General features: G+C 41.1%; 14 protein-coding genes and 3 tRNA genes. 5 read left to right on the top strand and 12 right to left on the bottom strand.

The annotated features are described in order from the left end of the window. Positions 1-315 precede the first annotated feature (315 nt). From EHQ58_RS18740 to sppA, 9 genes are all read right to left on the bottom strand, one after another. A complete protein-coding gene (locus EHQ58_RS18740; RefSeq protein WP_167883604.1) occupies positions 316-459 on the bottom strand; it encodes a hypothetical protein in 144 nt (47 codons plus the stop codon). A gap of 55 nt (positions 460-514) precedes the next feature. Continuing rightward, a tRNA-His gene (locus EHQ58_RS10540) sits at positions 515-586 on the bottom strand. 17 nt (positions 587-603) lie between these two features. Beyond that, positions 604-677, bottom strand: a tRNA-Arg gene (locus EHQ58_RS10535). A 16-nt stretch (positions 678-693) separates the two neighbouring features. Next, positions 694-765, bottom strand: a tRNA-Pro gene (locus EHQ58_RS10530). Between the two features lie 59 nt (positions 766-824). Beyond that, the gene (locus EHQ58_RS10525) at positions 825-1,496 is read right to left on the bottom strand and encodes a tetratricopeptide repeat protein (protein WP_135623862.1); all 672 of its coding nucleotides are present in this window, start codon (positions 1,494-1,496) and stop codon (positions 825-827) included. Positions 1,497-1,521: 25 nt separating this feature from the next. Beyond that, the gene (locus tag EHQ58_RS10520) at positions 1,522-2,439 is read right to left on the bottom strand and encodes an alpha/beta hydrolase family protein (RefSeq protein ID WP_167883603.1); all 918 of its coding nucleotides are present in this window, start codon (positions 2,437-2,439) and stop codon (positions 1,522-1,524) included. Positions 2,440-2,611: 172 nt separating this feature from the next. Continuing rightward, positions 2,612-3,355, bottom strand: coding sequence for a 5'/3'-nucleotidase SurE (gene surE / locus EHQ58_RS10515; RefSeq protein WP_135623860.1), 744 nt, complete (start codon positions 3,353-3,355; stop codon positions 2,612-2,614). Continuing rightward, on the bottom strand, positions 3,356-3,964 hold the full coding sequence (locus tag EHQ58_RS10510) for a hypothetical protein (RefSeq protein WP_135623859.1): 609 nt from the start codon (positions 3,962-3,964) through the stop codon (positions 3,356-3,358). It abuts the gene before it with no gap. Then, positions 3,961-4,926, bottom strand: a complete 966-nt coding sequence (gene sppA, locus EHQ58_RS10505) for a signal peptide peptidase SppA (RefSeq protein WP_135623858.1) — start codon at positions 4,924-4,926, stop codon at positions 3,961-3,963. The genes EHQ58_RS10510 and sppA overlap by 4 nt, the downstream gene beginning before the upstream one ends. A 180-nt stretch (positions 4,927-5,106) precedes the next feature. Here sppA and EHQ58_RS10500 point away from each other — a divergent pair, with 180 nt between their 5' ends. From EHQ58_RS10500 to EHQ58_RS10490, 3 genes are read left to right on the top strand one after another with little or no spacing between them, the layout of a single operon-like run. After that, a complete protein-coding gene (locus tag EHQ58_RS10500; protein WP_135623857.1) occupies positions 5,107-5,646 on the top strand; it encodes an LIC10415 family protein in 540 nt (179 codons plus the stop codon). Continuing rightward, positions 5,610-7,031, top strand: a complete 1,422-nt coding sequence (locus EHQ58_RS10495; protein WP_342776239.1) for an APC family permease — start codon at positions 5,610-5,612, stop codon at positions 7,029-7,031. Before EHQ58_RS10500 ends, EHQ58_RS10495 begins: the two co-directional genes overlap by 37 nt. A 9-nt stretch (positions 7,032-7,040) precedes the next feature. Continuing rightward, the gene (locus EHQ58_RS10490; RefSeq protein WP_135623855.1) at positions 7,041-8,057 is read left to right on the top strand and encodes a hypothetical protein; all 1,017 of its coding nucleotides are present in this window, start codon (positions 7,041-7,043) and stop codon (positions 8,055-8,057) included. A gap of 1 nt (position 8,058) precedes the next feature. On the opposite strand, the gene EHQ58_RS10485 is transcribed toward EHQ58_RS10490, so the two are convergent. After that, positions 8,059-9,522: a potassium/proton antiporter gene (locus tag EHQ58_RS10485; protein ID WP_135623854.1), complete on the bottom strand. Its 1,464-nt coding sequence runs from the start codon at positions 9,520-9,522 to the stop codon at positions 8,059-8,061. A 15-nt stretch (positions 9,523-9,537) separates the two neighbouring features. Further along, the gene (locus EHQ58_RS10480) at positions 9,538-9,942 is read right to left on the bottom strand and encodes a hypothetical protein (protein ID WP_135623863.1); all 405 of its coding nucleotides are present in this window, start codon (positions 9,940-9,942) and stop codon (positions 9,538-9,540) included. Between the two features lie 73 nt (positions 9,943-10,015). On the opposite strand from EHQ58_RS10480, the gene bcp reads away from it, so the two are divergent. Continuing rightward, entirely contained in the window at positions 10,016-10,495 is a 480-nt protein-coding gene (gene bcp, locus EHQ58_RS10475) for a thioredoxin-dependent thiol peroxidase (RefSeq protein WP_135623853.1), read from the top strand. Beyond that, positions 10,492-11,967, top strand: coding sequence for a leucyl aminopeptidase (locus tag EHQ58_RS10470; protein ID WP_135623852.1), 1,476 nt, complete (start codon positions 10,492-10,494; stop codon positions 11,965-11,967). The genes bcp and EHQ58_RS10470 overlap by 4 nt, the downstream gene beginning before the upstream one ends. Positions 11,968-12,021: 54 nt before the next feature. On the opposite strand, the gene EHQ58_RS10465 is transcribed toward EHQ58_RS10470, so the two are convergent. Further along, a complete protein-coding gene (locus EHQ58_RS10465; RefSeq protein ID WP_135623851.1) occupies positions 12,022-13,233 on the bottom strand; it encodes an MFS transporter in 1,212 nt (403 codons plus the stop codon). Positions 13,234-13,235 lie beyond the last annotated feature (2 nt).

The following is a 13,235-nucleotide window of genomic DNA, read 5'->3' as shown; positions in this document are numbered from 1 at the left end:
TCTCGCACTCCTGCTCGAATGGCGCGCTCCGCCATCCCTGGCTTCGCATCCGTTCCGTCCTCTTTGTTAGAAGCACCCTATTTAGTTACCAGAATTTTAGATTTTGAATCGGTGGGTGGATGACGGGATTCGCCTTACGTGGTTCTCCCGTCCAGGTCGAACTCACTCCAGGCCGTCTTTTTTGTGGCCTCGCACATCCTTGTGCTCGGTCGTTCTCGCTTAACGTCACTTAGGCAAGGTGACTTGCCAAAGTGACTACTCGAACTCTCACAAAAAATCGTTCGAACCCCTTGTCCTTCTTTAAATAAACTAACATTAGGATTTAAATGAAAATTCCAAAATCCCAGAATCTATTTTTAAGGATTTGCAAATAACCATGCGCGTAACGGGAGCGGAGCCAAGGATGGCTTGAGCGCGCCATTCGAGCAGGAGTGCGAGACAGGCGCGAGTGACGCGCATGGGTATTTGCATTTCTATTTTTCTATAATAAGGGATTTTGAAATTTGAATGGGTGGGTGGATGACGGGATTCGAACCCGCGACGACTGGTACCACAAACCAGGGCTCTACCGCTGAACTACATCCACCGTTTCATTACTAGACTTGACCCGAGAGGGATTCGAACCCCCGACCAACGGCTTAGAAGGCAGTTGCTCTATCCAGCTGAGCTACCGGGTCAGATAGAACAATTGATTCGGGATGACAGGATTTGAACCTGCGACCCTCTGTACCCAAAACAGATGCGCTACCACTGCGCTACATCCCGAATGAAGTTCTGATTTTCCAGTTTTTTGGGCAAAGGGGTACTGTCAACAAAACGGGGATTTATTTTCGCAAGTTCTTCAATCGTTCCAAAAGAACGGGATGGTTTGGGTTTAACTTCAGGCCTTTTTGAAAGGCTTTCCAAGCTGCTTCTGTATTTCCCGCCTTTTGCAAAAGGAAACCAAAGGAATCTAGATACGCTGGGTGGTTTGGCTCAAGCTCCAATACTTTTTTTAAACATGCGACAGCTTCTTTTCGTTCTTCCTCAGTCATATGATCCTTGAGTGCCAATAGATAACCAAGGGAATTGAGACTATTTTTATAATCTGGATTGGCCTTTAAGATGCGACGATGCACATCGATAGCCTCGTCAAGTTTATGCGTGTATTCATAAATATGTGCAAGGAAAGAGAGTAGTTTAGGATCATCCACTGAAAACAATAGTCTTTCTTTGATCAAACTTTCTGCATGTTCCCATTCTTTCATTTCTATCAATGCAAATACTTTCAATCGGTATACATTGTCCATTTCGATGAACTTCGGATACCTACCACTAACTTCTGATAGTATTTGGACGCATTTTTTAAAGTTTTTTGTCTGAAAGCAGCAAAGTGCAAAATTATAATACAAAACTGGATCGTCTGGTGACTTGTTGATCTCTGTATCAAGCAAGGTCAATGCCATCGCATAATTTCCTTTATTCATATACGATAAGTATTCAATTTGATCTGGCATCGACGTTTCCTTTATATTCTTACGGTTATGGAGAGGATGTAACTGTGACTCCCGTCACACCGGTAGCATTTCTTATCAATTTAAAAATATCTGCCTGATTTGTTTTTATATATCCATTTAAAAACAATACTGTGATCTGTGCAATGGATGTGATACCTGCGTCTTGTGATAGTACACTCGTACTTTTTTCCGGATTCGCGCCGAAAGGAGCGTTCACATCGGTAATGTTATAGTGATTTGCTCCTTCAAATTCCACAAGATATTTACTGGCTTTATAGTTAGCGTAACTGGTTTGGACATCTTTTGGCGGAAACGCAGAATCAAGGCTACCATACAAGTAGCCAACAGGCACTGCCTTTCCCGAAGAATCGAGTATGATCTTTGAGCTGTCCAATTGGTCGGCCAATCCCGCTCCATAGAGAACGGCTACCTTAACTTGGCTTAAAAGTGCCGAACCTGAATCGCAAAAGGGAAATTGGCATATTCCATTCAAAGCATAGAGTGCTGTAACCCCACCAAGGGAATGTCCAAGATATGCGATTTTTTCCGGATCCAAACGTCCAAATAAGGGCGAGGATGAATCCATATTTTGAGACTTTGCGAAGGCATAAACTTCATTCCCTGCAGCAGAAGATGGTTTCAAAAACCATTGCGTAAAAAATATCGTGCATCGATTCGGTATATAGACGACATATCCTTCTGCAGCAATCCTAGACGCATAACGTGAATAAAACGATCCATGGACATTTCCACCAGGAAACATCACTACAACAGGTAAACCAACGGAGGTTCCTCGAGGATAATAAATTTCGACATTACCTGCGTTTGGCAGATCTGCATTGATCCTATCTACCACCGTGGACGTTTCCGTTGCTACTGCTCCTGACGCGAAATAATTCGTATTATTTGCAGAGGAGATCTGACATCTAGAAGTAGTATTCATCAAAGTATAACCTGAAACGTCAATCAATTGATCGAAAAGAGATTTCTCTTTCTTGGATGAGCAATTGGTAAAAATGCCAAAGCCAATAAGACAAGCTAACGAAAGTTTATTTATGATATGTAAATTCATTCTAAGTATTAGACAGTCTGAGATATTAAATTTCTTTCGTCTATTACGAATGAGACTTCAACTCTTGCAATCTCGAGAACTCAGTGAGATCTAACTGCAAAGGAGTTACTGGTATCTTCCCTAAGTTATAGGCCTCAAAATCAGTACCTGCCTCCATGTCATGCCCGAGAAGACTTCCATTCAATTGGAACTCGCTAACACCACCGATGATTGATTTTTTATCATACTTTTCCGTATAACGCCTACGACCAAGTTTTGTGAATACCAATTGGTCCAAGCCACCGTTTCCTGCGATGTCAGGAGGAAAATTTAAGTTCCATACTTCTGAAGGCTTAATTTTGGATGCATATAACGAAAGGAACTCATTCACTAATTTTGCTTCTCTCTCGTAGCCATCTTCTGGATCGATCCTTCCAGAGCTTACAGCGAGGCTGGGAAGACCGTGTAAAGCCCCGTGTTTAGCAGCCCCAACCGTACCAGAATAATGCATATCATAACCCATGTTAACACCTCTATTAACACCTGAAATGACAAAATCTATTTTTGGAAATATTTCTGCGTATAAGCCGATATTGACACAGTCCGCAGGAAATCCATCTGCGATATAGTGATTGTCATTGACCTTTTCCACTCGCATGGACTGAAAGATCGTTAATGCCATAGAAGTCACCGAACGCTCTTTCAGCGGCGCGATAAGATACGTATTATGATTTTTACCAAGTTCTTTTTCGAGTGCCTTGATTCCGTCTGACGAAATTCCATCATCGTTTGTAATCAAAAGATTCAATTAAAAACTCCCGGAAAGGGATTGTAAGATCGTAGTTGCCGTATAAATGTTAAATAGAATCGGAAATCCAGCTGTGATCATCAAAGAATAATAAGTAAATTGAAATGCATCCCTATCTTTCAGATCGTAAATGTATTTAACGCCACGACCGACAAATATCGCGTAAAGTAAAATCATAATAAAAAGTAAAAGCAACCCATATCCTCTCCCGTAAACTCCTGAACTTACCATGATGAGAGCAAGAGGAGCAAAAAGGGCAAACAGCAATACAGAATGACGAGCAAAGCTTAGAAGAGTGGTAACCTTTGCCGCTCTCCCCTTTCGCTGAGCATAAAAGTCTAAGACAACACAAAGGATGAAGGGAAAAAATCGCATCACAATTAGATTGGCAAAAAAACCAAAGATTAAAAAACCAACGCTTGCAATCGTGTAGGGAGGAGTTAACAGACTCATTCCCGTTGAAATGCTGAGCGATCCTAAAATCGAAAATAGCCAATTGCTGAATTGTTTTCTTGCAAACGGAATTTCCTTCATCTCATCCAGATATCGAAACGGTTCTAAAAATAGAATTTCGAGTAAGTCGACTACATCATAAACCAAATCTCTCATAGATTCAATTTACCTAACCATGTAGGCAGCATTACAAGAACAGGTGAGGATAGAAGTAGGCTAATTTTCTTTGAGTGGGGTGCACTACCTTGAAACATGACACCAAAATTCGTAAGAAACTTATCAAATGGAGATATTTCCTTTTCAAATAAAGGGATCAGTCCTTCGTATTGACAGAGTTCTGACAATTTAGCATGTGCTTCCCTACGACCACCAATATCATCCACTAGCTTATTGCGGAATGCATCCTCTCCCGTATAGATTTTACCTTCTGCGAGTTCTTCTATGGATTTTACAGTTTTGTTTCGCCCACGAGCCACATCTTCAACAAACTTTCGGTAGGTGTCTTGGAGTTGTTTATTGATGATCTCGTCCTCTTCGGAAGTTGCATCGCGAAACGGGGAATACATATCTTTATATTTGCCGGCTTTGTAAGTTCGGACTGCGACTCCGTATTTATCCATCAAACCTTTAAAATTCGGACTAAAGGAGATGACACCAATGGATCCTGTGATGGTCCCATTTTCTGCTAAAATATAGTCGGATGCTGCCGCTATGTAATAGCCTCCCGAGGCTGCGACATCCTTCATTGAAACTACGATTTTTTTGGTCTTTCGCAGATGCATCAGTTCATTGAAAATTTCTTGAGAAGCCGCTACAGTTCCGCCTGGAGAATTGATCTCAATGAGGATGCCCTTGACATTCGCATCATTCTCTAAATCGCGCAGTTCTTGCAGAACCGTGTCAGCGCCTACAGAATCAAAAGAGGACTCGCCCGAGTGGATTTCACCCGTAAGTTTGATCACCACCGCGCCGATTTCACTTGATTGGAATAAACCACCACCGGTGCCAGAGGAGAATTTAGAGGTGCTACTGTCAGTTACGACATGTACAATTCCTAGTAAGGTGGCGACAAAAGTAAGGAGGAAGGTGAGAAAGAGAAGGATTTGGTTTCTTTCCATATTTGTTTCCCTCTAGGAATGCGGAAACAAAATCCAAAGTCAACTTTAATAATACTTTACATTTTTTACAAAAAATGTATATTTTTTCTGTGCACCTAGACCGATCATAGAAGGGTAGTATCAGAAAAATGGCATGCCCAGCTGTGAGACATAAGGGTGCTGCTTAAGGAAGGTAAGGACATGGATGTTCGACTCAATCGTCTTCTCAACTCTGCGGAAAGATTCGTTCAGGACAAAAAAGATGCCAAAGATGTAGAAAATTCTACATCCCCTCGCACCCAAAGCCAACAAGCCGCTCCCCTGGAATCAAAATCCGATTTCGCTGTCAGCCTTCCCATCCAATACCACAACATTCAGAACCGACTGACGGAATTACAAAAGCAATTATCTAAGGAACAAGCGAGAAGCGGTCTCCTAGAAGACGTGGAAACAAACCAAGAAGATCTGAAAAAGATCCTTTTTGAAAATGAACCTCTTTTTGCAGAACTGGAATCGGAAAGTGCAGATGCTTTCAACAAAAAAGAAGCGCTCACGGCATCACAAGGAACCATCAAAGCCCTCCTTCATGAATTAAAAAAGAAGGAAGTAGAAGGAGAAAACATATTCTCTCTCGGCATGATGTTAAATCCTGAAGAGTTTAAGGGAAAAGTTGGCGCATTTTCTGCCCAGGCTCAAAAACCTCTATCAGAATCCGTAGTAAAACGTCTGCTTGGCGGTTAGGCCTGGAGCTTAAAAGAAGTCTTAATACATTTGATTCGATATCCCTCCTCTTCTCTTCGATGGTGGGATCTGGGATTTTTTTCACCTCAGGATTTTTACTCAAAGAAACAGGAAATGCTTGGATTGTGCTCATCTGCTGGGGGCTTGGAGGCTTTCTGGCGTTATGTGGTTCAATCACTTATGCATATGCAGCTCGGCTTCTTCCCTTTGCTGGTGGTGATTACGTTTACTTAAAAGTAGCATACTCGCCAGTCCTTGCTTTTATGAGCGGATGGTCGTCCCTACTGACTAACTTTTCAGCCTGTATCTCCGTGCTTGCACTTGCTTTTGGCAAGTACATCCTCATTTTATTTCCTAGCTTGCCAAATTGGTCCTCTGAAACCTTACGTGTGCTTGGTGTTGACTTACAAATCAGCTCTGCCACAGTCATTGGAGTGTTTCCAATCCTTTTCTTTAGTGTCTTAAATTTTTTTGGAATCAAATCAGCAGTTCTCGTACAAAATTTATTTGCCGTCATTAAAATCGTCGGCCTTGTTCTTTTTATCGTCCTCGGCTTTTTGATTGGAAACTCGAACTGGACTTTTTTGTTCTCAAATCCGATGCCAAATTTTTTGGATTCTACTTCCTATTCTAAAATTCTGATAGGTATCGTACCTGTCTCTTTTTCTTATCTTGGTTGGAATATGATTACCTATTTGGCAGAAGAAGTCAAATCTCCCGAACGCAATCTGGTTCGATCTGCTGTCACTGCTTGTTTTATGGTGACTGGATTGTATCTGGCTCTTAATATATTATTTTTAGTTTCGGCACCTAGCAATGAACTGTCGGGCAAGGATGGGATTGGTGCCATAGCTTTTGAAAGGTTATTTGGAACGGATCTCTCGATACTCACGACAGGTTTTATTACTTGGGTCATCCTTGGATCACTTTCGGCCATTTTGATCGGAGGGAGTCGGGTTTATTTTGCCATGGCACGGGACGGCGCTTTCATCGAATCCTTTGCCAAAGTGCATGCTAAATACAGAAGCCCTTATGTAGCCATTTTTTTCCAAGCATCCATTGCCATCCTCTTTCTCTGTGTGAAGGAAATTGAATCACTTCTATACATGATTACTTGTTCTATTTTGATTTTGTCTTGCTTAACGGCCGCTACACCTTTTCGCTTCGAAAAATTGGGATACGTTTCAGATTACAAAATTCCATTTTATCCTTGGCCGATCTTTTTTTACATCTTTGCAAATCTTGCGGTCATGCTCATCTTATTTATCGAAAAACCTGTGAATGCGATTTGGGGACTATCGATCACTCTGTCTGCGATCCCTGTATACTATGGCATTCAATATAGAAATAACGTATTACAGAAACAGACGGAACTTGTTTCTTAAGGCTTACGTATGAAATCGATTTTGCTTTTTTTTCTTTCTATCGGCCTTTCCATGCCGGTTTTCGCGCAAGCAGGAAAGTTAGATAAATCCGTCTTTCGCTTGAAGCTAGCAGGAGTTTCAGGAATTTACAATTCGGACTGGGAGAAGAGAAATCAAGATCTAAGTTTTGTTTATTGGAAGTTACTCGAAGAAAATTGGAAAGATCAAAACAGAGGGACAGGATACCGGTTAGGTGCAGATTATTATGCATCTCTCAAAGATCCACTTTTTACACATCTCTTATTTGGCCTAAGTTTATCTAACCTCAAAGGTAGTTTTCCTACAAATCGATACAACGATACTCAAATTGAAAATTTGAATTACAAATCCAATCTGCAGCAAATAGAATTGACATTTGGTACGGTCATTTCCGTCTTTGAACCTTTTCGAGTCATACCAAAATTTGTACATCGCTCGATCAACCAAACCTTAACTGCCAACAAAACAATTATCATATCAGATACAGTTGATTTTGGACTGATCCAAGGAAAGGAATCGGTGCAAGGCAGAGAATCTTCAGGCTATCTCGGTTTTGGAATGGAATATGACCTAACACCTAATCTGACCATCTATTTTGACAGCTTGCTATTCAATAATGTTCTATTCCAATCGTCTGGTAAATACTCTCTCGCAAGTTCCAGCGAAGGATACTTAGTCTCAAATGGTACAGTCGGAGTCTCTAACCGTGTCGACGGATCCTCGGGTAGTTATAAAACTCATGGAAATCGTTTTTTACTTGGAACTAGTTTGAGGGTGAGCGATAGCACTCGCATTTTTGTTTCAGCGGAAAGAGACACCATTTTCACACAAATCGGAACACCATTTGGAACGAATTTGGTCGTAACTTCTATCCTTTCATCGAGGACAGTAAGTGCCACAACGGATACAATCAATAAAACTCTTGCGGAGAACCTAATTTATCCGATACGACAGAAAATCGAAAACACAACCATTCAGATTGGTATCTCAAAGGACATCGATCTTTAGATCAAACCATAAAGGTTCGACCCACTTCACCTAAGACCTCATCTTTGGCAAGGATCCACACAACATCTCCACCTCGTAACAAAGTATTTCCGGATGGGATTAGAAATTGTTCTCCTCTGGCAATGAGCAAGATATGAGATTCCTTTGGTAATTTGATTTCATAGAGTGCTTTGTCAACCGAACTTGCATTATATGGAATGATGAGTTCCTGTAATGTCATGCCAGGAAATTCCATGTTGTCAAAATCTCGCGGCTGGTATAAATTTTCTGATTTCTGATTGAGCAATCCTAATTTGTTTGCCACGAATTGTATTGTTGAACCTTGCAGAAGCAAGGAGACAAGAACGACAAAAAATACGATATGGAATAAGAGCTCCCCTCCTGCGACACCTTGCGCTATGGGAAACGTAGCCATAATGATGGGAGAAGCTCCCCTAAGTCCGACCCAAGAGATGAATAACTTTTCGCGGAAGGGTAATTTTTCGCCAATCAAGGAAATAAAAACAGCAAGAGGTCGTGCAATGACAATTAACAAAAAAGCAATGGTGAGTCCAGGCAACCAAAGTTCACCAAGTCTAGTAGGAAACACCAAAAGCCCAAAACAGAGAAACATACCGATTTGTAATATCCAGACATAACCGTTCAAGAATCGAAAAATGGATTTTTTGTGAATGAAAGGGTATCCACCTATGAGTATGCCAGCGATATAAACAGCAAGAAAACCATTTCCTTGAAATATGGTAGTTACAGAATACACGAAAGGAACACATGCCGTAATGAATACAAGATAAAGACCATCATATCCCAGTTTGACGGTATTCATTAAATACAGAATCACCATTCCGATTCCATATCCCATTAAAACCCCGACAACAATCTGAATGATAAAAAACCTTAAAAAATACCAACCTGAAAGTTCTGTATCTGTTGTGATTAAATTTAAAAAAACTACGGTTAGCAATACGCCTATCGCATCATTCGAACCTGACTCGAATTCAATGATCTTTTTGATGCGATCCTTAAGATTTGAGCCTCCCGTTTTAAAAATATTAAATACGGAGGCAGCATCTGTGGAACTGACAATAGAACCTAGAAGAAAAGATTCCAAAATTCCAAGGACGGGAAAAATCAAGTGTATGAAAATTCCCAGGATCAGAGCAGTTAGAACGGTGCCGAAAATGGATAGTTTGATGCCGATGGAAAGAGAGGATTTAAGTGCATCCCAATCGCTTTCGAGACCACCTAAAAACAAAATGTACATGAGTGCAAAAATTCCGACGGATTGCGATAGAGAATAATCGCTAAAATCGATTCCACCTGGTCCATCCGTTCCGGCTAACATGCCAAAGGTTAAAAAGATCAGTAGGATAGGAAAACCAAACCGAAAGAATAGTTTACTCGAGAGAATGGAAAAAATGATGAGGGCTGAAAATACGAAGGCTTGTAGAGAAAAAGGATCTATCATGAAATGGAAAAACTCTTACTTATTAGAGTTTAAAATTTCTAAAGCTTTCGCTTTTAAAATCGGATGGATGGAAAAATCGTCTGGATTTAATTCTTTTCTGGGCGTTTCTTCATTGGCTGCGATCGCTTGCGGGGCACGAGTCACGGGATTGACTTTGAATTTGTCCTTGCCTAACCATTCCGAGAGTGCCATCACCATACGTTGGAAGATTTCATCCACCTTGTCCTGTCTGCCTGCCTTTTTATAATAGCCGAAAGCGAGCATGGGAAGTCTACGATCGTACATAAAATGATCCCCAAGACGTACGAGACCATCTTGGTATCCCGTCTTTAGAAAGATCTCACGCGCTTTTCGGATATCGCCAGCATTGAATGCTTGGTTTCCTTCGCGTATGAGCTGGGCTCTCAGTTTTATGTCCATATCTAAGTTATCGCTAGATTTCGGCACTTTTACAACAGATTTTTGTCTAAAAGAGAGAAAATAGGAAGTATACATGGGAACACTCATCGTAGGTAAAAAAGCACCGACATTCACGGCCAAAAATACAAAAGACGAAACAGTTAAACTTGCCGACCTCGTGGGAAAAGAAGGCATCGTAATATATTTTTATCCTCGGGACATGACTCCAGGTTGCACGACAGAAGCATGTGATTTTCGAGATAACTTTGCACGTTTAAAAAAACTCGGTTATAATGTCGTGGGAATCTCCAAAGACACACCTAAATCGCACACAAAATTTACCGAAAAAGAGAAACTCAACTTCGATTTGATTAGCGATGAATCTGGTGAAATCTGTGAGAAATATGGTGTTTGGCGGGAAAAGGTTTTTATGGGTAGGAAAGGAATGGGAATCGTAAGATCCACTTTTCTTTTAGATTCTTCGTTAAAAATTAAAAAAATCTATGACAGCGTGAAGGTGAAAGGGCACGTAGAAGAAATCATCAAGGACATTCAGGAACTCGCCGGATCATGAAAATCGAAACATCGCCTTTAAAATTTCAAATTGGCCCTATCAAAGGACATTCTTTCTATAAAATCATTTTTGTGTTTCAAAATGAACTAAAATCAACGTTGGGAGATAAGTTCAAACTCCAAATCGATGCAAAAGTATTTTCAGCAGACTTTGGCCAAGAATTTAAAGACGAAGCTGAGAGAACCATATACATTGGCCTCGGTGACGCCGATAAACTCATTTTCCGTAAATTTGCAGGTGTCTTCTTAAAATACGGCGAGCGGATGATCAAATGGGATGGCATTGGCTTAGAGATTCATATCCCAAAAACTTTAAGTAAGATTTTTTCTGCTGAAAGAATCGCCTATCAAGTGTCAAATTCTTTTGCTATTGGATCCTATCCAGTAAGTGTTTTACAAACTAAAAAAAAGGAAAAGATGGCGCCTGGTCATGTGGCACTCGTTTTCGAAGATAAAAAAGCTGAAAAAGAGGCAGAAGCAGGACTAGAAAAAAGCTTACAAGTAGCAAGACATGTGAATGGTGCAAGGCACATTGCCCATCTTCCAGCCAATTATTTCACACCAGATGACTTTGTCTCCAGATCGAAAGAAATTGCAAAGGAACACAAGCTCACTATCAAAGTCTGGGATGAACCCCAACTTAAAAAGGAAGGCTTTGGTGGCATTCTTGCTGTTAGTCGCGGATCTGAATTGAATGGAAAAATGGTAGTTCTCGAGTATAAACCAGCGAAAGCAAAGAAAAAATTTGCCATCGTTGGTAAGGGTCTGACCTTTGATACCGGTGGGATCTCTTTAAAGCCTCCAGGTGAAATGCACGAAATGAAATATGATATGTGTGGCGCCGCTGCCACCATACACGCGATTGGTGCCATTGCTGCTTTAAAACTTCCGATTCATATTGTAGCCGCTATTGGCGTCGCAGAAAATATGCCTGACGGAAAGGCCATAAAACCTGGCGATGTTTACACGGCATATAACGGAACGACTGTTGAAGTTCAAAATACAGATGCCGAAGGTAGACTTGTACTGGGAGACGTTCTTGCCTATGTTTCCAAGAATTATAAGCCAGATTATATGGTCGATCTTGCCACACTTACGGGTGCTGTGATCATCGCCCTTGGACACGAAGCAGCGGGAATCATGACCAAATCGCAAGTGATGCGAGAAGCATTAAATCTTGCCTCAGAGCATTCTGATGATAGAGTTTGGGAGCTTCCCCTATGGGATGAGTATGGTGACGATCTAAAATCTGATATTGCAGACTTGAAAAACATTACAGGCGGTGGCAAAGGCGGAGGGACGGTATCAGCAGCCATGTTCTTATCTAAGTTTGTCGATGAGAAAATTGAATGGGCTCATATTGACATAGCTGGTGCAGCTTGGAGAAAAAAAGCATCAGGGACACAAACGAGCGGACCTACCGGATATGGGGTACGACTTCTCGTAGATCTCGCGGAAGTACTCTCCAAATAATCAATTCACCGAGGAACAACTAATGGGAAGATTTTTTGCATTAGTTGTTTGCACTCATTCTTTTTTACCGATGATCAGATTTACTTTATACATGAGAATGATGGTAAGGAAGATGGCTACGGCAACAACATAGCCCAATAATTCATATCTTTCAATATATCCATTCGGAGCTTGTATCACGATGAGTCCCGCGATTGAGGCAGCAATCCCACCCGATATCTGTTGGATCGAAGAGCTGATGGACATAAAGGCTCCCCTATCATGTAACTCTGGTACTGCCGAGGTCAACGCATTCGCGGAAATCATTCGAGCGGTAATAAATACGAACAAAACGGAGTTTAAAACTATCACGAAAGGAAGCGGTGTGATACCAAGCCTCGTGTAATAAAGGATGGTCAGTGCAGCTAAAAAAGAAGCGATGACAAACATATTGTATTTTCCAATGGCATCGCTTAGTCTACCCATCAGCGGACCACCTATCATAGAAACGATCCCAGTAACCATATAAACCATGGGTAACTCTTCTAATTTTACGCCTAAATTATTTACAGAAAATGCGGAACCGAATGGCATGAGCATAAATCCGCCTGTTGCAAGCAAGGTGGTAACGAGATAAGCAGGAAAATACTTCGGCTCTGAGACAGTTTTTATCAAATGAAGGAAGGCTCGTTTTTCTGTCTTTTGATCTAGATGCGAAGTGAGTGGCTTCAAGTAGAATAGTATCAAAACTCCAATGAGACCGCTAATGAAGGCGATCATCAAAAAGGGAGCTTGCCAGCCCCAAAGATTGGAAATATAAATTCCAATCGGTAGCCCAAAAACTTGGCTTGCGGCAAAGGCAGTCATGATAAAGCCCATAACCCTACCTCTGACCTGGAGAGGAAATAGATCTGCCACGATGGCAAAGGAAATCGAGGAGATGACGCCTGCAAAAACACCCGTTAAAATTCTAACAATAAGTAAGAAGTGATAGGTATTTGCGATTCCGCATAAAAACGTAGCCAGAACAAAACCCACATAGAAAAAGAGTAACATTTTTTTACGGTCAAAACGATCTGCAAATCCTGCAGAGAAGATACCAGAGATTCCCGCACTGAATGCATAGGCGGATACCACAAATCCAAACTGTTGAGTCGAAATCTGTAATTCTTTCATAACGATCACACCCAAAGGTGAAAGTATCATAAAATCTAAAACGACAGTAAATTGTAGAAACGCGAGTATCCCAACAACAAAGACATGATATTTTGAAAATTTAAAATCCATTT

Origin of the sequence: Leptospira ognonensis, from assembly GCF_004770745.1 — a bacterium.
Classification (GTDB): domain Bacteria; phylum Spirochaetota; class Leptospiria; order Leptospirales; family Leptospiraceae; genus Leptospira_A; species Leptospira_A ognonensis.
The sequence above is the reverse complement of the archived record's forward strand: the minus strand, read 5'-3'. Positions and strand labels throughout refer to the sequence as shown.

What these genes read in the sequence shown, in the direction of transcription:
- EHQ58_RS18740 (WP_167883604.1), bottom strand. Translation starts at nt 459, where the DNA reads ATGCGCGTCACTCGCGCCTGTCTCGCACTCCTGCTCGAATGGCGCGCT.
- EHQ58_RS10525 (WP_135623862.1), bottom strand. Translation starts at nt 1,496, where the DNA reads ATGCCAGATCAAATTGAATACTTATCGTATATGAATAAAGGAAATTAT.
- EHQ58_RS10520 (WP_167883603.1), bottom strand. Translation starts at nt 2,439, where the DNA reads ATGAATACTACTTCTAGATGTCAGATCTCCTCTGCAAATAATACGAAT.
- EHQ58_RS10510 (WP_135623859.1), bottom strand. Translation starts at nt 3,964, where the DNA reads ATGAGAGATTTGGTTTATGATGTAGTCGACTTACTCGAAATTCTATTT.
- sppA (WP_135623858.1), bottom strand. Translation starts at nt 4,926, where the DNA reads ATGGAAAGAAACCAAATCCTTCTCTTTCTCACCTTCCTCCTTACTTTT.
- EHQ58_RS10500 (WP_135623857.1), top strand. Translation starts at nt 5,107, where the DNA reads ATGGATGTTCGACTCAATCGTCTTCTCAACTCTGCGGAAAGATTCGTT.
- EHQ58_RS10490 (WP_135623855.1), top strand. Translation starts at nt 7,041, where the DNA reads ATGAAATCGATTTTGCTTTTTTTTCTTTCTATCGGCCTTTCCATGCCG.
- EHQ58_RS10485 (WP_135623854.1), bottom strand. Translation starts at nt 9,522, where the DNA reads ATGATAGATCCTTTTTCTCTACAAGCCTTCGTATTTTCAGCCCTCATC.
- EHQ58_RS10480 (WP_135623863.1), bottom strand. Translation starts at nt 9,942, where the DNA reads ATGGACATAAAACTGAGAGCCCAGCTCATACGCGAAGGAAACCAAGCA.
- bcp (WP_135623853.1), top strand. Translation starts at nt 10,016, where the DNA reads ATGGGAACACTCATCGTAGGTAAAAAAGCACCGACATTCACGGCCAAA.
- EHQ58_RS10470 (WP_135623852.1), top strand. Translation starts at nt 10,492, where the DNA reads ATGAAAATCGAAACATCGCCTTTAAAATTTCAAATTGGCCCTATCAAA.
- EHQ58_RS10465 (WP_135623851.1), bottom strand. Translation starts at nt 13,233, where the DNA reads ATGGATTTTAAATTTTCAAAATATCATGTCTTTGTTGTTGGGATACTC.